We start from the raw sequence: 19,783 nt of genomic DNA on the forward strand, positions 1-19,783 counted from the left end.
ATCCGGTCTGGAATCAGGCGGAAATGATCCGGTTCTTGCCCTGCCGTTTGGCCTCGTACATCGCCGCGTCCGCGCGGGCGAACAGTGTGTCGAGGCTTTCGTCTTCCGGGGTGAGGCTGGTCAGGCCTTGGCTGACGGTGATGCCGAACGTCTGATCGGCGTGATTGAAGCTCAGCCGCTGAATTTCCCGTTGCAGCCGCTCGGCCACCTGCATCGCCATGTCCGGTGCACAGCCTGGAAAAACCGCAGCAAATTCCTCACCGCCAATCCGCCCGAACAGGTCTCCCCGGCGTAACGAAGCACGACCGCATTCGGCAATTCGTTGCAGCACGTTGTCGCCTTCCGGGTGGCCGTAGGTGTCGTTGATCACTTTGAAGTCATCGATGTCCAGCAGCAGGAACGCCAGTGGCGCACCCTGCAGGCGGGCGTTTTCGAATTCGCGGTGGGCGCACTCGAAGAAGTGCCGGCGATTGCTGCTCTGGGTCAGCACGTCGGTGGTGGCCAGGCGTTGCAGCTCGGTTTCCATCTGCTTCTTGTCGGTGATGTCTTCGGCGATGCCGACGATGATCACCGGTTGCCCCGGTTCGTCCTGACGGTTGATGAAGCACTTGTCGCTGATCCAGCGCACCTGGCCGTCGGCGTCGATGATCCGGTATTCGCGGTCTTCCACGGCGCCTTTGTGCAGCACTTCGGCGAGGCTGCGTTCGGCGTATTCGAGGTCATCGGGGTAGATGCTGTCGCGCCACTGGTTGTAGTCGGCCAGCAGCAGGGCGGCGGAGCGGCCGAAAATCCGTTCGTAGGCGGGGCTGACGTACAACACCTGACGGGTTTCCCAGTTAAAGGCCCAAAGCACGGCGTTGACGCTGACCAGTAGCGAACTGAACAGCTGTTCACGTTCGCTCAGTCGGGCGACTTCGCCCTGGGCGTGCATCAACGCCATCAGGGTCTGCGCGGCCTCGGGCCACTGGGGAGGGGATGAGTCTTTTTGATTGTTGTTGACCATCGACACGAATCTCAAAGGGCGTGCCGGGAAGTCGACAACGGCCACGGGAAAGCCCGCCGGGGGTGGCGAAGTGTCTTTGAGATAGGGGAACGGGGGTGAAGTTCCGAAGGGTGCGCCCTGGAACGGGGCGCACCGATCAACGGCATCAGGCGGCGACAGGGCGCAGCGAGTAGGTTTTCAACTGGTCGGCGAATTCACGCAGAGACTGGATGCCACTGGCCTCGGCCTCGTGTACCCATTCCTTGATGGCGGCGAGCATGTCGTGGCCATTTGCGCTGGTCTTGACCCAGATCTGCTGCAGGGCCAGACGTTTCTCGTAGATTACCTTCAGCGCCTGGCTGTGCTCGAGCATGCTCTGGATGCGCGCGTGGTGGCGATCTTCCAGCAGGCTGGTTTCCCGCGACAGTAGACGCTTGGCGCGATGGAACTGGTGGCGTACCGAATGATCGACCTTGGCCAGTTCCTGTTTGACCAGCGGGCCGATCACCAGCTTGCGGTACTGGGCCATGATCTGGAAGCGGTTGTTGAGGATCGCCATGGCGGTGTCCATGTCCAGGCTGCCCTTGCCTTCGACGCGGTGGGCGATCGGGGCAACACGCTGAACCTTGGCCAGACGCAGGAAGCTGAAGACCTGGATCCAGGCCCAGCCGAGGTCGAACTCCCACTTCTTGACCGACAGCTTGGCCGAGTTGGGATAGGTGTGATGGTTGTTGTGCAGTTCTTCGCCGCCGATCAGGATGCCCCATGGCACCAGATTGGTCGCCGCGTCGCGGCATTCGAAGTTGCGGTAACCGACGGCATGGCCGAGACCGTTGACCACGCCGGCCGCCCAGACCGGGATCCACATCATCTGGATTGCCCAGATGGTGATGCCGATGGTGCCGAACAGCAACAGGTCGACGACGGCCATGATCGCTACGCCCAGCAGCCGGTAGCGGCTGTAGAGGTTGCGCTCGATCCAGTCTTCGGGGCAGTTCTTGCCGTAGATGCGCAGGGTTTCCGGGTTCTGCGCTTCTTCGCGGTACAGCTCGGCACCTTTGCGCAGGACGGTGGACAGACCCTTGACGACCGGGCTGTGCGGGTCGTCTTCGGTTTCGCATTTGGCGTGGTGTTTGCGGTGGATGGCAGTCCACTCGCGGGTGTTCTGCGCCGTGGTCAGCCACAGCCAGAAACGGAAGAAATGCTTCAGCCCGGCATTCAGCTCCAGGGAGCGATGGGCCGAGTAGCGGTGCAAGTAGACCGTGACGGCTACGATCGTCACGTGGGTCATCACCAGGGTGACGGCGACCAGTGACCAGGCCGACAAGCCAAGAAAACCTTCGTACCACATAGGCTATAGGGCCCTCGATAAAGAAAAAACAGCCGTTGCATTATCACCAAGCACACAGATAAAACCAGTCGCCCTTTCAGATAAGAGATGGCTGGATGTTTCTTGACCTATAATCCCGACATTTTTGTAGGGACATGGACGGCCGAATGTCTGCCACATACCGCGATGCTTTGCGTGCAGCGCTGCTTTACCTGGTCCTTGCTGTTGTCTGGCTGCAAGGTACTGGCTATTTATTGAACAGTTTCTTCGATAACTCTGACGAACTGCTGCGCTGGCAACTGATCAACGGCTACGTGTTCGTAGCGCTCAGCGCCGGGTTGATCTTCCTGGCCCGGGCGCGGCTGTTCGAATGCCTGGGCATCGGCGCCCGATTGCGTGAGCGCCAGGCGGATCGCGAACGCCTGCGTCAGGCCGCTGCGGTATTCGATTGCACCCGCGAGGGCGTGCTGGTCACGGACCGGCAGGGGTTGATCGTGCACGTCAATCGCGCGTTCATGGAAATCACCGGTTATCAGCGCGATGAAGTCATCGGCCAGCAGCCCAGCCTGTTCAAGTCGGGGCACCATCCGCCGGGGTTCTATCAGGCGATGTTCGCTTCTTTACAGGCGCGGGACGAATGGAGCGGCGAGATCTGGAACCGGCGCAAGAGCGGTGAAATCTACCCGCAATGGCAGACGATCCGGGTCATTCGTGACGATGACAACCGTCTCAGCCATTACGTCGCGGTGTTTTCCGACATCAGCGCGATCAAGGATTCCGAGCACGAACTCAAGCACCTGGCCCACCACGATCCGCTGACCGACCTGCCCAACCGCCTGCTGTTCAGCGACCGCGCCGAACAGGCGCTGGCATCGGCGCAGACCCACAAGCGCGGCTGCGCATTGCTGATGATCGATCTGGACCATTTCAAACTGATCAACGACAGCCTCGGCCACACCATTGGTGACCGTTTGCTCAAGGCAGTCGCGGCGCGTTTGCAGGCGTTGTTCGGGCCGGGCATCACCCTGGCGCGGCTGGGCGGCGATGAATTTGCGGTCCTGCTGGAAAGTTGTCCACAGCCGGCACAGGCGGCAGCGCTGGCTCAGCGTATTCTCGATGCGCTCAAGGAGCCATTCTGCCTCGACGGCCATGAACTGTTCATCAACGCCAGCCTCGGCATCAGCCTGTTTCCCAGTGATGCACTGAGCGCCGAACAGCTGTTGCGCAACGCCGATGCGGCGCTGTTCAAGGCCAAGAGCAGCGGCCGCAATGGCTACGCGCTGTACACCGAAGAGCTTACGGCTCACGCCCAGCAGCGGGTCGAAATCGCCTTCGAGTTGCGCCGCGCGCTGGAGCAGCAGGAACTGCGGGTCTACTACCAGCCGGTGCACGACCTGAAAACCAGTCGCCTGATCGGCGTCGAAGCGCTGGTGCGCTGGGAGCATCCGCAGCGTGGCCTGGTGTCGCCGGCGGAGTTCATCCCGATTGCCGAGCGCACCGGGCTGATCTCGGAAATCGACGCCTGGGTCATGCAGCAGGCCTGCCGGCAGATGTGCCAATGGCAGCAGGCGGGAGTAGTGCTGTCGTTTGTCGCGGTGAACGTGTCGTCACGTTTGTTCGCCCGTCGCGAGTTGTACGAGCAGGTTGCGCAGGTGCTGCACGAGACCGGCCTGGATCCGGCCTATCTGGAACTGGAGGTCACCGAAAGTGCGGTGATGGACGATCCGGAAGTCGCGCTGGAACAGATGCATCGTCTGCGCGAGCTGGGCATTCGTCTGGCCATCGATGACTTCGGCACCGGTTATTCGTCGTTGCTGCGGCTCAAGCGCCTGCCGGTGCAGAAGCTCAAGATTGATCAGGGCTTCGTTGCCGGCCTGCCGTGGGACGAGGACGATGCGGCGATCGTCCGGGTGATCATCGCCCTGGCCCGCAGCATGGGCATGCAGGTGCATGCCGAGGGTATCGAGCAGGCGGAACAGGCGGCGTTCCTGCTGGGGCAGGCCTGTGATCTGGGGCAGGGCTACTGGTTCGGACGGCCGGTCCCGGAAGCGCAAATCGACTGGAACCGGGCGCCCTTGATCGGTTGAGGGCGGCCTACGGCGGGTTTGCCGACGGGCAAATCCGCCGCAAACCCTTGCTGCACCACATAATGCTTTCCAGTTATATAAACATTCTTAAATAGTCTTTTTAAGAATATCCAAAGCTCTCTTATATTGCTCCCACGCCGAACGCAGTGCCGCCCACTGCCAGGCATATCCCATACAAAGGAGCAGCACCATGAGCGCATCACTGCGTAGCGTTGACGGTCAGGACGAAAGCACCATCTTGCGCGAAATCCAGAGCGCCTTGCGCGACCTGCGTTTCGGCGCGGTGGAAATCACTGTGCATAACGCCCAGGTGGTCCAGATCGAACGCAAAGAGAAATTCCGTCTGCAGCAACCGGGTAACAAACCGGCCTGATTCGTAGTCTGCGGCAGCTCCTGCGGGGAGCTGTTGGCAGAAGCTGCCACAGGCTGCGGTCGTTGAACGAGCAACCCGATTCCAGCAATCCATAAGAAAAAGCCACCACCAAGAATTCCAGGAGCTTTCACCATGTCGTCGATTCGCCGTTACGCTTTGGCCGCCCTGGCCAGTGCTGTGTTTGCCGGTTCCGCGGTTGCCAAGGATTACGAACTGCTCAACGTGTCGTATGACCCGACGCGCGAGCTGTATCAGGATTACAACGCCGAGTTCGTGAAGTACTGGCAGTCGGAGCACGCCGGCGACACCGTGAAAATCCAGCAATCCCACGGCGGTTCGGGCAAGCAGGGCCGTGCGGTGATCGACGGTCTGCGCGCCGACGTAGTGACCCTGGCCCTGGCTGGCGACATCGACGAAATCGCCAAGCTCGGCAAGACCCTGCCGGCTGACTGGCAGAAGCGTCTGCCGGAAGCCAGCACTCCGTACACCTCGACCATCGTGTTCCTGGTGCGCAAGGGCAACCCGAAAGGCATCAAGGACTGGGGCGACCTGGTCAAGAACGACGTCTCGGTGATCACCCCGAACCCGAAAACCTCCGGCGGTGCGCGCTGGAACTTCCTCGCGGCATGGGCCTACGGCCTGAAAGCCAACGGCGGCAACGAAGCCAAAGCCAAGGAGTACGTACAGACCCTGTTCAAGCACGTTCCGGTTCTGGACACCGGCGCCCGTGGCTCGACCATCACCTTCGTCAACAACGGTCAGGGTGACGTGTTGCTGGCCTGGGAAAACGAAGCCTTCCTGGCGCTGAAAGAAGACGGCGGCAAGGACAAGTTCGACATCGTCGTGCCTTCGCTGTCGATCCTCGCCGAACCACCGGTGGCCGTGGTCGACAAGAACGCCGAGAAGAAGGGCAACGAGCAGATCGCCGAAGCCTACCTCAAGCACCTGTACAGCCCGGCCGGCCAGGAAATAGCGGCGAAGAACTTCTACCGCCCGCGTGACAAGGACGTGGCAGCCAAGTACGCCCAGCAGTTCCCGAAACTGGAACTGGTGACCATCGACAAGGACTTCGGCGGCTGGAAAACCGCACAGCCGAAATTCTTCAACGACGGTGGCGTGTTCGACCAGATCTATCAGGCGCAGTAAGTTTCAATAGCCTAAAACGAGCCCCGGATTTATGTTCGGGGCTTTGCGCGTTCTCAAACCAAGGACTTTTATGTCGCGTCGTATCTCCCCCGTCATACCCGGCTTCGGGCTGACGCTGGGCTACACCTTGGTGTACCTCAGCCTGATTGTGCTTATCCCGCTGGCGGCGATGTTCGTCCACGCCGCCCAACTCACCTGGGACCAGTTCTGGACGATCATCTCCGCGCCCCGCGTTCTCGCCGCATTGAAGCTGAGCTTCGGCACCGCGCTGTGCGCCGCGATCATCAACGGCATCATCGGCACGTTGCTGGCCTGGGTGCTGGTGCGCTACACGTTCCCGGGGCGCAAGGTGATCGACGCGATGATCGATCTGCCGTTCGCCCTGCCGACCGCCGTGGCCGGTATTGCGCTGACGGCGCTGTACACGCCGACCGGGCTGGTCGGGCAGTTCGCCGCCGACCTCGGTTTCAAGATCGCCTACACCCCGCTCGGGATCACGCTGGCGCTGACCTTCGTGACCTTGCCGTTCGTGGTGCGCACGGTGCAGCCGGTGCTGGCCGACATCCCGCGTGAAGTCGAAGAAGCCGCGGCGTGCCTCGGCGCGAAACCTTTGCAGGTATTTCGTCACATCCTGCTGCCGGCGCTGTTGCCGGCCTGGCTGACCGGTTTTGCCCTGGCGTTTGCCCGGGGCGTCGGCGAGTACGGTTCGGTGATTTTCATCGCCGGCAACATGCCGATGAAAACCGAGATCCTGCCGCTGCTGATCATGGTCAAGCTCGACCAGTACGATTACACCGGCGCTACCTCCATCGGCGTGTTGATGCTGGTGGTTTCCTTCGTCCTGTTGCTGCTGATCAACTTGCTGCAGCGGCGCATCGAAACCCCATAAGGAGGCGCGAACCATGTCCCAATCGTCTATTGCGGCCGCTTCCTCGGCCAACGCCGCCCGCCGTGGCAGCGCCACTTCGCGGCGGATCCTGATCGGCCTCGGCTGGCTGATTTTCTTCCTGTTTCTGGTGCTGCCGCTGTTCATCGTGGTGTCGCAGGGTTTGAAGAACGGCCTCGGCGCGTTCTTCACGGCGATCTTTGAACCGGATGCCTTGTCGGCCCTGAAACTCACCGTGATTGCGGTGCTGATTTCGGTGCCGCTGAACCTGGTGTTCGGTGTCAGCGCCGCGTGGTGCGTGAGCAAATACTCGTTCCGCGGCAAGAGTATGCTGGTGACCCTGATCGACCTGCCGTTCTCGGTGTCGCCGGTGATCGCGGGTCTGGTCTACGTGTTGATGTTCGGCGCCCAGGGCCTGTTCGGGCCGTGGCTGCAGGATCACGATATCCAGATCGTCTTCGCCCTGCCGGGCATCGTGCTGGCGACAATCTTCGTCACCGTGCCGTTCGTGGCCCGTGAGCTGATCCCGCTGATGCAGGAACAAGGCACTCAGGAAGAGGAAGCCGCGCGCCTGCTCGGCGCCAACGGCTGGCAGATGTTCTGGCACGTGACCGTCCCCAACATCAAATGGGGCCTGATCTATGGCGTGGTGCTGTGTACCGCGCGGGCCATGGGTGAGTTCGGTGCGGTGTCGGTGGTTTCCGGGCACATTCGCGGGGTGACCAACACCTTGCCGCTGCACGTTGAGATCCTCTACAACGAATACAACCACGTGGCCGCGTTCGCCGTGGCGAGCCTGTTGCTGATCCTGGCGCTCTTCATCCTGCTGCTCAAGCAGTGGAGCGAAAACCGTATCAACCGCCTGCGCGCCAGCGCCGCGGAGGAATAATTCATGTCGATCGAAGTGCGTAACGTCAGCAAGAATTTCAATGCGTTCAAGGCGCTGGACAACATCAGCCTGGACATCCACAGCGGTGAACTGGTGGCGCTGCTCGGCCCGTCCGGCTGCGGCAAGACCACCCTGCTGCGCATTATTGCCGGTCTGGAAACCCCGGATAACGGCAACATCGTGTTCCACGGCGAGGACGTTTCCGGCCATGACGTGCGGGATCGCAACGTCGGTTTCGTGTTCCAGCACTACGCTTTGTTCCGCCACATGACCGTGTTCGACAACGTCGCATTCGGCCTGCGCATGAAGCCGAAAAACCAGCGCCCGACTGAAAGCCAGATCGCGACCAAGGTTCACGAGCTGCTGAACATGGTGCAACTGGACTGGCTGTCGGATCGTTATCCGGAGCAACTGTCCGGCGGCCAGCGTCAGCGTATCGCTCTGGCCCGTGCGCTGGCGGTAGAGCCGAAAGTGCTGCTGCTCGACGAGCCGTTCGGTGCCCTCGACGCCAAGGTGCGTAAAGAGCTGCGCCGCTGGCTGGCGCGCCTGCACGAAGACATCAACCTGACCTCGGTGTTCGTGACCCACGACCAGGAAGAGGCGATGGAAGTGGCCGACCGCATCGTGGTGATGAACAAGGGTGTGATCGAGCAGATCGGCTCACCGGGCGACGTCTACGAAAACCCGGCCAGCGATTTCGTCTATCACTTCCTCGGCGATTCGAACCGTCTGCATCTGGGCGATGACAATCACGTGCTGTTCCGCCCGCACGAAGTGTCGCTGTCGCGGCATGAGCTGGAGGATCACCACGCCGCTGAAGTCCGCGATATCCGTCCGCTGGGCGCGACCACGCGGGTGACGTTGAAGGTTGAAGGCCAGACGGATCTGATCGAGGCGGAAGTGGTGAAAGACCACGACAGCCTGACCGGGTTGGCGAAGGGGGAGACGTTGTTCTTCAAGCCGAAGGTCTGGCAGAAAGTCGCCAACGTTTGATCTCGCTCGTTCCCACGCTCCGCGTGGGAACGCCGCTATAGACGCTCCGCGTCCACTGTGACGCGGAGCGTCACGGGATTCATTCCCACGCAGAGCGTGGGAACGAGCGAGCCGGGCAGTGGTTCAGACAGCCGCACGATTCGGATTGACCCGCACCACACCCGCCCGCGCCTCGATCTGCTCTTTCAGCTCATGGCGCATCCCGAGCATGAACGCCAACTCGGCCACCACAAACAGCGGCCCGACAATCAACCCGCTCAAGTCATCCACAAACGCTGGTTTGCGCCCTTCATAGTGGTGCCCGACAAACTGGATCACCCAACCAATCACAAACATCGCAAGACCTGCGCTCAGCCAGACCATGGTGCTCTGTTGCGCCAGGGCATGCCCTGCCCAGACCGACAGCCCCATCAACACGGTCATCAGAACCCCGAGCTTCAGCTCCAGGCGCAGGTAAAACCACGCCGAAGCGAGGGCCGCGATCACCGCCGGGGAAATCCACAAGCCGCCCACCGACCATTCCGGCCGCGACAACAGCACGGCCACCGCCACCACAATCAGCGGAATCCCGATAAAGTGGCTGGCGATGTTGCGCGGGTCACGGTGGTAAGCGGCGTATTGACTCAAATGATCGACGAGGCTTTTCATTGTTGTTCCTCCTGTAGGGTGATCGAATCATGCCCCGGGTTCACGGCTCGCTCTGTCAGGCAGGCGACAATCTTTAGGAGAACGCATGGATAAGGTCTGGCGCGAGCGTCTGTTGACCGGGCAATGGTTCAGTCATCTGCCTTCGTCCTTTCAGGATAGTCTGCTGGCGGCGGCCCGGGAGCGGCGGCTGGCGGCGGGACAGCGCTTGTTCCAGCGCGGCGATGCACCATGCGGGCTGTACGCGGTGCTCGACGGCGCGGTGCGCATCGGCGCGGTCAGCGAGCAGGGCAAGGAGGCGTTGCTGAGCCTGGTGGAAGCGCCGCACTGGTTCGGCGAAATCTGCCTGTTCGATGGTCAGCCCCGCACGCATGACGCTTACGCGGTCGGGCCTTGCACCCTGCTGAACATTCCCCAGGCCACGCTGCTGAAACTGCTCGACGAACATCCTGTCTACTGGCGCCATCTGGCCTTGCTGATGAGCCACAAATTGCGCCTGACCTTCATCAACCTCGAACAGCTGAGCCTGCTGCCGGCCCCGGCGCGTCTGGCTCATCGCCTGCTGATGATCGCCGAAGGCTACGGCGAACTGGATCCGCCACGCCGGGTGCTGCAACTGCCCCAGGAACAGTTGGCGTCGATGCTGTCGCTGTCGCGGCAGACCACCAACCAGATCCTCAAGGAGTTGCAGGGGCAGGGGATTATCGGCTTGAGTTACGGCGAAATCGAAATCCTCGACGCCGCGCGATTACGCGCACTGGCGACCCTCTGATCTCCACCTGCCAGTGGCTTACGAACCGCGATAAGTGGAGAAACCATACGGGCTCAGCAGCAACGGAATGTGATAGTGCTGATCCGTCTGCTTCACTTTAAAGATCACTGGAATCTCCGGAAAAAACGTCTCGTGCTTCGTCTTCTCGAAGTACTCGCCGGTCTTGAACACCACCCGATATTCGCCCGCCTCGATCGGTTTGTTCGACGGGAACAGTTCGGCGATCCGTCCCTGTTCATTGGTGGTGCCCTGCGCCAGCGGCTGCCAGTCCTGGCCGACATGACGTTCCAGCGTCACGTTGATGCCCGGCGACGGCAGGCCGTTTTCCAGATTGAGTACGTGCACGCTCAGAGGGTTGCCGGCGGCCAGCGCCAGGCTCGAAAAAGCGCTCAAGCCAAGCGCGGCGAAAGTCATGCGCAGTGGGGTCATGGTGATGCTCCTGGGTTCAAGTACGGTTGAGGGACAGGCCGACGATTTCGGCAGCCTTGATCGCGCAGTTTTCGTCCTGCTCGCCGCCACCGGAACCGGCTACGCCCATGGCGCCAACCAGTTCCTTGCCAGCGAACAGCGGGATGCCGCCGCCGAGTAACAACAGCTCATCGAGGGTGTTGAGGTTGGCGGTTTCCGGGTTGCTGCGGGCGCGCTCGGCGAACAACCGGGTCGGGGTCTTCGTCGATAGCGCGGTGTAGGCCTTGCGTTGGCTGGCGGCGGTGTTGTGCGGGCCGATACCGTCGCCGCGCAAGGTCACCAACAGGTTGCCGCCACGGTCGAGCACCGACACCGTGCCGGTGCAGTTTTCCAGCGCTGTGTCGGCCAGCAGCCGTGCGGTTTTCAGATCGAGATCGGTGTGACGGGGCAGTTCAGGCGCAGCAAACGCAGCGCTGCTGAGGCCGATTGTCAGGCTGGCAACCAAGTATTTAACGGTCATGGGCAGGCTCCAAAAAGCGAAGGCCGCCACCTTATCCGCCGGTCCCCGTCGAAACCTCGTCAGCCGGATTACAAGTTTGTAATGGGCAACACGGCCGAAGGGGCCTAGCCTGTGCCTCTGATCAATCGAGGTGTGCCATGCGTTTGCTGGTCGTAGAAGATGAAGCCAAAACCGCGAATTTCCTCGCCAAAGGGCTGGGCGAGTCGGGTTTTGCCGTGGATGTGGCGCTCAATGGTCTCGACGGGCGCTACTTCATCGAGCAGCAGGAATATGACCTGATCATCCTCGACGTGATGTTGCCGGGCCTCAACGGCTGGCAATTGCTGCAGTTGATCCGCCAGCGTGGCGCCACGCCGGTGCTGTTCCTGACAGCGAAGGATGCCATCGAAGACCGCGTGCGCGGCCTCGAACTGGGGGCCGATGACTATTTGCTCAAGCCGTTCGCCTTCGCCGAATTGCTGGCGCGGGTGCGCACGTTGTTGCGGCGCGGGCCAATGCGCGAGGCCGAGTCGTACAGCATCGCCGATCTGGAGATCGACGTGCTGCGCCGTCGGGTCAGCCGTGGCGGTCAGCGCATCGCTCTGACCAACAAGGAATTCGCCCTCCTGCATTTGCTCGCCAGCCGACAGGGTGAAGTGCTGTCGCGCACGCTGATTGCTTCGCAGGTGTGGAACCTGAATTTCGACAGCGACACCAACATGGTCGAAGTCGCGGTGCGCCGGCTGCGTTCGAAAGTCGATGATCCGTACATGCCCAAACTGATCCACACCGTGCGCGGGGTCGGCTATCAACTCGAAGCGCCCGACGATGCGCGCTAGATCCATCGCCTGGCGCCTGGCCCTGGCGTTCGCCGCCGTCTGCGCGTTGGTGCTCAGCGCGATTGGCGTGTTCCTGTATCGCTCGCTGGCCTCGGAGATCGCCTGGCGCGATGACATGGCCTTGCTCGGTCGTCTGGAACAGGTACGCGCATTGCTCGCCGACAGCGACAGCCTCGACGCCTTGCAGGCGCGGCCACGGCTGTACCAGAACATGCTTGGCAATCTCGACAGTCTGCTGCTGGTGCAACGCGCGGACGGCTCGAATGTGATCACGATCAACCCACGCCAACGCGCACTGCCAGCCGTGCAGGCCATCCCCCGGGATCAACCGCCGCAACGCCGCGATGTGCTGACCTGGCAGGCGGCGGACGGTGTCGAGCTGGCCCTGTTGTCAGGTCAGGCCCAAGGCCCGAACGGCGAAACGCTGACCGTGATCGCCGGCAAAGTCTTGAGCGAGCGCGAGCAGATGCTCGGCAGCTATCGCCTGCGCTTGTATCTGGCCGTCGGACTGGGTGCCGTACTCGCCTTCACGCTTGGTCTGGTGCTGTTGCGCCGAGGTTTGCTGCCTCTGCGCAAGCTGAGTGAGGCGCTGCGCGGCATCGACCTGCGCAGCCTCGACCAACGCGTCCCCACCGCCGGCACGCCAGCGGAATTGCTGGAACCGGTGCACGCGCTGAACGGCATGCTGGTGCGGCTGGACGACGGCTTCCAGCGCCTCTCACAGTTTTCCGCCGACCTTGCCCACGAAATCCGCACGCCCCTGCACACTTTGCTCGCCAGCAACGGCCAGGCACTGAATTACCCGCGCAGCAGCACCGAGTATCAGGAAGTGCTGGCCTCGAACATGGAAGAGTTCGAGCGGCTCAAGCGCATGGCCGAGAACCTGATGTTTCTCGCCCGCGCAGAGCAGGCTGAGCGGGCGCTCGATCTGCGCACGCTGGAACTGCACGAAATCGGTGATGAGTTGTGCGACTACTTCGAAGCCCTGGCCGATGACCGGGAAATCTGCCTCGAAAACAGGTTCAGTGGAGAGTTGCTGGCGGATCAGCAACTGCTGCAACGCGCCTTGGGCAACCTGTTGGCCAACGCTGTACGCCATGCCGACGCCGGCTCGGTCATCAGCCTGCGCCGGCGCGATGAACCAGGCGTGTGCTGGCTGCAAGTCCACAACCTCGGCCCGGTCATCGCGGATGAGCATCTGGGCAAACTGTTCGACCGCTTCTACCGCGTCGACCCGTCCCGCGCGGAGCCGGGAGATTCCGGCGGATTGGGACTGGCAATCGTGCAGTCGATCATGCAGTTGCATGGGGGGCGGGTGCGGGTGAGTAGTGATGCAAATCGCACTGTGTTTGAACTGGGGTTTGTGGTGACCTGACGGGCGCTTTCGCGGGCAAGCCCGCTCCCACAATGGTCGAGGTGTGACACGGATTTTTTTGTACGCCCCAATTCTTGTGGGAGCGGGCTTGCCCGCGAAGAGGCTGGTCGATTCAGTACAAATTCCAGGCCCGTCAGCGCAACTGATCCCGAAACTGCCCCGGCGTCATCCCCGTCCAGCGTTTGAACGCGCGGCTGAAGCTGCTGGTGTCGGCAAATCCCAACAGATAACTGACCTCGCTCAGCGAGCATTGCGGATCGCGCAGGTGCAGCAGCGCGAGGTTCTCGCGGCTTTCATTCAGCAGGGTGTCGAAGCGACAACCCTCGTCCGCCAGATGCCGTTGCAGGCTGCGCAGGCTCAAGTGCAGGGCCTGGGCGATGCGTTCGGCGCTGGGTTCGCCTTCGGGCAGTTGTTCTTCGATGGCGTCGCGCACCTTGCGCTCCCAGGTCAGCGGTTGGAGCTGGGCGAGGGTGCGTTTGAGCACTGCCTCGTTGTGCTCGGCCAGTTCCGGGTTGGCGTCGTCGAGGTGGCTGTCGAAGTCGGTGAGGGCGAATTCGATGCGGTCTTCTTCGGCGGAAAAATGCACCGGCGAGCGGAATACCTTGTGCCATTGATGGGCATCGGCTGGTTCCGGGCGACGCAGATAAACCGCCAGTGGTGCGTAGTCGCGGCCCAGGCGATTGCGACAGGTACGCACGTAGATCGCGGCGAAGGCGTCGATGGCTTCGAAGGCCGGAGCGGGGTTGTCGGTCGGGATTTTCAGGCGAAACCGATAGCGGTCTTCGGTGCGGGTCAGCTCCAGTTCCAGCGCGTCGCTGACCACCTGGTGATAACGCACGATCCGCTCGAACACTTCACGCAGGCTGCCGCTGGCCACCAACGCATAGCCCAGCGCGTGAAACGTCGTGGGGCTGACGAACCGCGACACTCGCAAACCGATTGCCGGATCACCGCTGACCTGCACCGCGATTTCCCACAGGCGTGTGGTCGCGGACAACGGATAGCGGGCGTTCGGGTCGTCCATCAGTTGCGGATCGAGTCCGGCCTGCTGACACAGGGCAGTGCTGTCCAGCCCCAGCGCGTCGAGTTGCTTGCGCAGGGCACGGGTCCAGCTGGCGAGAGAAGTCGGTTCCTTCATGCTGATTGGCGCTTCCGGTCAACAGGTTGGCGTTCTCGGCTACCGCGTTCGAAATCTGCGCGGGGCAGGATACGAACATCAATAACCAGAGGATGGAAGCATGGACCGTACTTCTGCAAGTCCCCAGCGACACAATGCTGCCCAGCGATCAGCGCATATTCGCGAAGTAGTGCTGGCCAAGGGCGTCGAGCTGCGCGAGCGCTACCCGATTCTCAAGCATCAGGACGCCCTCGGCGCGGGGATTCTGGCGTTTGCCATGGCCGGGATGATCGGTTCGGCGGTGCTATACATCAACGGGCACATGGCGTGGTGGGCGTGTCTGTTGCTCAACGCGTTTTTTGCTTCGCTGACCCATGAGCTTGAACACGACCTGATCCACAGCATGTATTTCCGCAAACAGCGCGTGCCGCACAACCTGATGATGGGCATGGTGTGGCTGGCGCGGCCGAGCACGATCAACCCGTGGATTCGCCGCCATTTGCACCTCAATCATCACAAGGTGTCCGGCACTGAAACCGACATGGAAGAACGGGCAATCACCAACGGCGAGCCTTGGGGTTTCGCGCGGTTGCTGATGGTCGGCGACAACGTGATGTCGGCGTTCATCCGCATGCTGCGGGCCAAGACCTGGGCGCATAAATTCAGCATCATCAAACGCACTTTGAAGGTCTACGCGCCGCTGGCGCTGGTGCATTGGGGGGCTTGGTATGTGTTTCTCGGGTTCCATGCGGCCAATGGAATCGCTGACTTGATGGGCTCGCCGATCAAATGGTCGGCGACCACGTTGTCGGTGATGCAGGTGATCGACATCGCCGCCGTGGTGATCATCGGCCCGAATGTATTGCGCACCTTTTGCCTGCACTTCATCAGTTCGAACATGCATTACTACGGGGATGTGGAACCGGGCAATGTGCTTCAGCAGTGCCAGGTGTTGAATCCTTGGTGGCTGTGGCCGTTGCAGGCGTTCTGCTTCAACTTCGGCAGCAGTCACGGGATTCATCATTTTGTGGTGAAGGAGCCGTTTTATATTCGCCAGCTGACGGTGCCGGTGGCGCATAAGGTGATGCGGGAGATGGGGGTTCGGTTTAATGATTTCGGGACGTTTGGGCGGGCGAACAGGTTTGTTCGCAAGGAAGAAGTCCAGCAGAAAGAAGTGCAGACGGCTCAGGCTTGAAGGTATCCGAAGCTATCGCCGGCGAACCGGCGATAGCCTTACATCAGCCCCCCTCAATCCGGCTGAAACGGCGACTCACTCAAAATCACCCCGGTCTCCTCCACATACCGCTGCCAATGCTCAATCAGCGCCTCAAGCTTCTGCGGCTGACTCGACGCCAAATCATGAATCTCCCCCGGATCACTGCCCAGGTCATAAAGCTGCCATGTCGCCGGCCCCACCGGCCCGGGGATCCACACCGCCTTCCACTGCCCCTGCCGAATCGCCCGGCGCCCGAACAACTCCCAGCCGGTAACGGTGTGTTCGTCATGCACCTGCGCCGTTTCGCCGGACAAGAAACCCAGCCACGATTTACCACGCAACGGCGCCACCGGTTTGCCGTGCCACTGCTTGCCGGGATGGCGCACGCCGGCCAGATCGAGGATGGTCGGCGTGATGTCCATCACCGTGCCGAAACCATGGCTGATCTGCCCCTTCAGCGGCAGCTGCGGATAGTGCAGCAGTGCCGGAACGCGAATCCCGCCCTCGGTGGTGAAGGCCTTGAACAGGCGTGACGGCGCGGTCGCCACCTGCGCCCAGTTCGGCCCGTACCAAACGTAGGAATTGGCGCGCCCGATGTTTTCGAGGCTGTTGTCGTAGTGCTGGCTCAGATACGTCACCAGCTCCGGACCGAATTTCGGGAAGGCTTCCAGCAGTGCGCCTTCGGCACCGTTGTCGGACATGAACAGGATGAAAGTGTTGTCGAGCTGGCCCTGCTGGCGCAGGTAGTCGACGACGCGGCCGATGTTCCAGTCCATGCGCTCGACCATCGCTGCGTAGACCTCCATCGCCCGGGCGGAAATGCGTTTTTGTTCATCGCTCAGCGCGTCCCATTGCGCGGTCAGCTGGATCAGCGGATGCGGCTCGATATCCGGCTCGATCAGCCCCAGCGATTTGAGTTTTTCCAGACGCTCGAGGCGCAGCACTTCCGGCCCCGCGTCGTAGCGGCCACGGTATTTTTCGACGATGTCGGCGGGCGCCTGCAACGGCCAGTGCGGCGCGGAAAACGGCAGGTACGCGAAGAACGGCCGGCTCTGGTCACGCTCCTTGAGGTACTGCAACAGCTTGTCGCCGAAGGCGTCGGAGGAATAGAAATCCTTGGGCAATTCGTCGATGAACGTGTCGTCCTCGATGTACAGCGCCGGGGTGGATTTCAGCAGGCCGGGCGTGTGTTCATCGTAGGTCGGTTCGAATCCGTAGTGGTTGGCCGCGCCGGGCAGCAGCGAGAACGAACGCTCGAAGCCACGGGCGTGAGGCGCCAGTTCCGCGGTCAGGCCCAGGTGCCATTTGCCGCTCATCAAGGTCTGGTAACCGGCTTCGCGCAGCAACTCCGGCAACGCGACGACACGGTCGTTGAGATAGCCTTCGTAACCCGGTTTGCCGATCAGCTCCGGGGTCAGGGTTTCGGCCATGGTGCCGATGCCGGCGATGTGGTGATCGGTGCCGGTGAGCAGCATCGAGCGGGTCGGCGAGCAGGTCGGTGCGGTATGAAAATCGGTCAGGCGCAGGCCGTTGTTGGCCAGGGCATCGAGGTTCGGCGTGGCGATTTCGCCGCCGAAGGCACCGATGTCGGAGAAGCCGAGGTCATCGGCCAGAATCACCAGAAAGTTGGGACGTTGCGGCATCAACAGGCTCCTGTTCAGCAGGCAATGAACGACAGCGGCAGATCGCGGATCTGCACCGGTGCGCTCGGTTGGTAATGGTCGTCACTGGTCAGTTCGTGCAGCAGTTCTTCGCGTAACTGGTGGAAGTCGAAACTGCTGCGCTGGCGCGGATGGGGCAGGGCGATGTCCACCACCTGTTTGATCCGGCCGGGGCGCGGTTCCATGACCACCACGCGGTCGGCGAGGAAGATCGCTTCCTCGACATCGTGGGTGACCAGAATCGTGGTGATCTTTGCCCGTTCGCGAATCGCCAGCAGCTCGTCCTGCATCTGCTGGCGGGTCAGCGCGTCGAGGGCGCCGAAGGGTTCGTCGAGCAACAGGATCCGTGGGCTCGCCACCAGTCCGCGAGCAATCGCCACGCGCTGGGCCATGCCGCCGGAGAGTTGATGCGGGTAGGCGCGGGTGAAATCGCGCAAGCCCACCAGCTCGATGAAATCGTTGATGCGTTGCTGTTTTTCAGCGGCGCTCAGCGGCTCGTTGACCAGACCCAGCCCGATGTTGTCGGCTACGGTCAGCCACGGGAACAAACGGTGTTCCTGAAACACGATGCCGCGCTCGCCGCCAATGCCGTTGACGGCTTTGCCATCGACTGTGATCTGACCGCGAAATTGCGTATCGAGGCCCACCAGCAAACGCAGCAAAGTGGATTTGCCGCAGCCGCTGGAGCCGACGATGGCGACGAATTCGCCCTCGGCGATGTCGAGGTTGAATTCGCGAATCGCCTCCAGTTCGAAACCGTCGACGTCGAAGGATTTGCCTACATGGTTGAAGCTGACAATCGGTGCGTTCATGCGTGTCTCCAGCGGGTGGCGCGGATTTCCAGGCGTTGGCCAATGAGGTTGAGCAGGGCGCCGGTGAGGCCGACCAGCAGCATCCCGGCCATGATCAGGTCCATGCGCAGCAGTTGTTGGGCGCCGATCATCTGGCTGCCGATGCCGCCGTTGGACGGCATGAAATATTCGGCGCCGATGGTGCCGAGCCAGGCGTAGATCAGGCTCAGTCGAAGCCCGGCGAAAATCCCCGGCGCGGCGCCCGGCAATACCAGGCGACGCAGACGCTGGCCGAGGCTCAGGCGAAGGACCTGCGCGGCTTCGTTGAGTTGCGGCGAGAGGTTGGCGACGCTGCGTTGGGTCGCGACAAACAACGGAAAGAAAGCGGCGAGGGCGACGAATACCCACTTCGCCAGTTCGCCCAGCCCGAACCACGCGGTGAGCAGAGGCACCCAGGCAAAAATCGCGATCTGGCGCAGGGCGGCGAGGGTCGGGCCGAGTACGCGTTCGCTGGTGCGCGACAGACCCAGCAATAAACCCAGCACGAGGCCGAGGCCGCCGCCAATCAACAGGCCACCAAGTGTGCGGCCCAGGCTCAGGGCCATGCCGGAGATCAACGTGCCGTCGAGCAATCCGTTTTTCGTCGCCTCAAGCACCACCCACGGGCTGACCAGAATGTTGGCATCGATCCATTGCTGATCGACCGCCAGTTGCCACAATGCAAACAGCGCCAGCGGCAGCAGCCACGGCTGCACGCGTTGCCAGCCTTCGTAGCGCGGGCCGCGACGAATCTCCGCCGTGGCTGGGTGCGGCCAGTGCACCAGTTTCCTGTCCAGCAGACCGATGCCGCGATCCATCGCCACGCCGATCAGACCGATCACCACGATGCACACGAAGACGATGTCGAGCATGAACAGCTGACGCGCCCAGACCATCAGGTAACCGATGCCTTCGCTGGAGGCCAGCAGCTCGACGGCAAGCAACGACGTCCAGCCAGCGGCCAGTGCCAGACGCACGCCGGCCATGAACGCTGGCAGCGCGGCGGGCAGCACCAGTCGGCGGATCAACACGCGTGGCGGCAGACGTAAAACCGCGGCGGCTTCACGCAGTTTGGGTTGCGCATCGCGTACGCCGACCAGTGTGTGCAAAGTCACCGGCACCACGATGGCCTTGACCAGCACCACCAGTTTCAGCGTTTCGCCGATGCCGAAAAACACCATGAACAGCGGAATCCACGCCAGCGTCGGCACCTGGGCCAGGCCGGCGAAGGTCGGGAAGATCAGGCGTTCGAGACGACGGCTGAAGCCCAGCGCCGCACCGAGTACCGCGCCGGCGGTAACGCCCGCCAGCAGGCCCCAGAACAACCGTTGCAGACTGATCCACAAATGGCTCCATAACTCGCCCTGGGACAACTCGATCGCGCTGTTCCACACCAGCGATGGCGCCGGCAGGATCTGTTCGCTCATCCATTGATTGCGCGCCGCCAGCCACCATAGGGCGAACAGTCCGAGCGGCAATATCCAGGGTAAAACGCGGTGGCTCAGGCTTGGCCAGGTTCGCCGGCTTTTCAACGGCGGTGCGGCCAGTGGCAGGCTGAGCAGGGATTCACGGGCCATGGTGACCTCCGTTGTCGGGTTGGATCGAGTCAGCGGAATTAGCTAAAAACAAATTGTTATAAGTGAGTTGGAAAATAATCATTTTGGAGATAAGCAGCGCCATTTAAGGCCTCCAGCCCGGCGCGCATCCAATGCATTTGAAGAATATTTTCGATGCT

Annotated in this window: 19 protein-coding genes; 10 read left to right on the forward strand and 9 right to left on the reverse strand. The window is 61.8% G+C overall.

All coding sequences use genetic code 11. The features are described 5' to 3' along the window. Positions 1-13 precede the first annotated feature (13 nt). Both ABTV87_RS00970 and desA read right to left on the reverse strand, forming a co-directional pair. On the reverse strand, positions 14-1,003 hold the full coding sequence (locus ABTV87_RS00970; RefSeq protein ID WP_085608568.1) for a GGDEF domain-containing protein: 990 nt from the start codon (positions 1,001-1,003) through the stop codon (positions 14-16). A 145-nt stretch (positions 1,004-1,148) separates the two neighbouring features. Further along, a complete protein-coding gene (gene desA, locus ABTV87_RS00975) occupies positions 1,149-2,333 on the reverse strand; it encodes a delta-9 fatty acid desaturase DesA (protein WP_433898859.1) in 1,185 nt (394 codons plus the stop codon). 146 nt (positions 2,334-2,479) lie between these two features. Between desA and dibA the strand changes: the two genes are divergently transcribed. The 6 genes from dibA (at position 2,480) to ABTV87_RS01005 (ending at position 8,686) form a co-directional block, all read left to right on the forward strand. After that, the gene (gene dibA / locus ABTV87_RS00980) at positions 2,480-4,399 is read left to right on the forward strand and encodes a phosphodiesterase DibA (RefSeq protein ID WP_433898860.1); all 1,920 of its coding nucleotides are present in this window, start codon (positions 2,480-2,482) and stop codon (positions 4,397-4,399) included. A gap of 190 nt (positions 4,400-4,589) precedes the next feature. After that, positions 4,590-4,772: a sulfur starvation response protein OscA gene (gene oscA, locus ABTV87_RS00985; protein WP_007952821.1), complete on the forward strand. Its 183-nt coding sequence runs from the start codon at positions 4,590-4,592 to the stop codon at positions 4,770-4,772. Positions 4,773-4,904: 132 nt separating this feature from the next. Then, positions 4,905-5,918: a sulfate ABC transporter substrate-binding protein gene (locus ABTV87_RS00990; RefSeq protein ID WP_007952819.1), complete on the forward strand. Its 1,014-nt coding sequence runs from the start codon at positions 4,905-4,907 to the stop codon at positions 5,916-5,918. Between the two features lie 70 nt (positions 5,919-5,988). Further along, the gene (gene cysT, locus ABTV87_RS00995; protein WP_007952818.1) at positions 5,989-6,807 is read left to right on the forward strand and encodes a sulfate ABC transporter permease subunit CysT; all 819 of its coding nucleotides are present in this window, start codon (positions 5,989-5,991) and stop codon (positions 6,805-6,807) included. Between the two features lie 13 nt (positions 6,808-6,820). Next, entirely contained in the window at positions 6,821-7,693 is an 873-nt protein-coding gene (gene cysW / locus ABTV87_RS01000; protein ID WP_007952817.1) for a sulfate ABC transporter permease subunit CysW, read from the forward strand. 3 nt (positions 7,694-7,696) lie between these two features. Next, positions 7,697-8,686, forward strand: a complete 990-nt coding sequence (locus ABTV87_RS01005; RefSeq protein ID WP_064382696.1) for a sulfate/molybdate ABC transporter ATP-binding protein — start codon at positions 7,697-7,699, stop codon at positions 8,684-8,686. A 123-nt stretch (positions 8,687-8,809) separates the two neighbouring features. Here ABTV87_RS01005 and ABTV87_RS01010 read toward each other — a convergent pair whose 3' ends face one another. Further along, entirely contained in the window at positions 8,810-9,334 is a 525-nt protein-coding gene (locus ABTV87_RS01010) for a DUF962 domain-containing protein (RefSeq protein ID WP_433898861.1), read from the reverse strand. Positions 9,335-9,419: 85 nt separating this feature from the next. Here ABTV87_RS01010 and ABTV87_RS01015 point away from each other — a divergent pair, with 85 nt between their 5' ends. Further along, on the forward strand, positions 9,420-10,103 hold the full coding sequence (locus ABTV87_RS01015; protein WP_007952814.1) for a Crp/Fnr family transcriptional regulator: 684 nt from the start codon (positions 9,420-9,422) through the stop codon (positions 10,101-10,103). A gap of 18 nt (positions 10,104-10,121) precedes the next feature. Here the strand turns inward: ABTV87_RS01015 and uraH are convergent, their stop codons facing one another. Both uraH and ABTV87_RS01025 read right to left on the reverse strand, forming a co-directional pair. Further along, entirely contained in the window at positions 10,122-10,532 is a 411-nt protein-coding gene (uraH, locus tag ABTV87_RS01020) for a hydroxyisourate hydrolase (RefSeq protein ID WP_433898862.1), read from the reverse strand. A gap of 16 nt (positions 10,533-10,548) precedes the next feature. Next, the gene (locus tag ABTV87_RS01025) at positions 10,549-11,031 is read right to left on the reverse strand and encodes a GlcG/HbpS family heme-binding protein (protein ID WP_433898863.1); all 483 of its coding nucleotides are present in this window, start codon (positions 11,029-11,031) and stop codon (positions 10,549-10,551) included. Positions 11,032-11,168: 137 nt separating this feature from the next. Here ABTV87_RS01025 and ABTV87_RS01030 point away from each other — a divergent pair, with 137 nt between their 5' ends. Beyond that, complete coding sequence (locus tag ABTV87_RS01030) at positions 11,169-11,849, forward strand: heavy metal response regulator transcription factor (protein WP_085697973.1); 681 nt, start codon at positions 11,169-11,171, stop codon at positions 11,847-11,849. Further along, the gene (locus ABTV87_RS01035; protein ID WP_433898864.1) at positions 11,839-13,224 is read left to right on the forward strand and encodes a heavy metal sensor histidine kinase; all 1,386 of its coding nucleotides are present in this window, start codon (positions 11,839-11,841) and stop codon (positions 13,222-13,224) included. The genes ABTV87_RS01030 and ABTV87_RS01035 overlap by 11 nt, the downstream gene beginning before the upstream one ends. 133 nt (positions 13,225-13,357) lie before the next feature. Here ABTV87_RS01035 and ABTV87_RS01040 read toward each other — a convergent pair whose 3' ends face one another. Then, positions 13,358-14,362, reverse strand: a complete 1,005-nt coding sequence (locus ABTV87_RS01040) for an AraC family transcriptional regulator (protein WP_085608575.1) — start codon at positions 14,360-14,362, stop codon at positions 13,358-13,360. A gap of 100 nt (positions 14,363-14,462) precedes the next feature. On the opposite strand from ABTV87_RS01040, the gene ABTV87_RS01045 reads away from it, so the two are divergent. Continuing rightward, a complete protein-coding gene (locus ABTV87_RS01045) occupies positions 14,463-15,536 on the forward strand; it encodes a fatty acid desaturase (protein ID WP_433898865.1) in 1,074 nt (357 codons plus the stop codon). Between the two features lie 53 nt (positions 15,537-15,589). Here ABTV87_RS01045 and ABTV87_RS01050 read toward each other — a convergent pair whose 3' ends face one another. Genes ABTV87_RS01050 through ABTV87_RS01060 form a run of 3 tightly spaced genes read right to left on the reverse strand, consistent with a single transcriptional unit; the run spans position 15,590 to position 19,625 of the window. After that, positions 15,590-17,200 (reverse strand): arylsulfatase, encoded by a 1,611-nt coding sequence (locus ABTV87_RS01050; protein WP_433898866.1) that lies wholly within the window; start codon positions 17,198-17,200, stop codon positions 15,590-15,592. Between the two features lie 14 nt (positions 17,201-17,214). Beyond that, a complete protein-coding gene (locus tag ABTV87_RS01055) occupies positions 17,215-18,030 on the reverse strand; it encodes an ABC transporter ATP-binding protein (RefSeq protein ID WP_207984681.1) in 816 nt (271 codons plus the stop codon). Continuing rightward, entirely contained in the window at positions 18,027-19,625 is a 1,599-nt protein-coding gene (locus ABTV87_RS01060; protein ID WP_433898867.1) for an ABC transporter permease, read from the reverse strand. Before ABTV87_RS01060 ends, ABTV87_RS01055 begins: the two co-directional genes overlap by 4 nt. Positions 19,626-19,783: the final 158 nt, after the last annotated feature.

This window comes from Pseudomonas sp. PSE1(2024) (genome assembly GCF_050990555.1).
Classification (GTDB): Bacteria; Pseudomonadota; Gammaproteobacteria; order Pseudomonadales; family Pseudomonadaceae; genus Aquipseudomonas; species Aquipseudomonas aphyarum.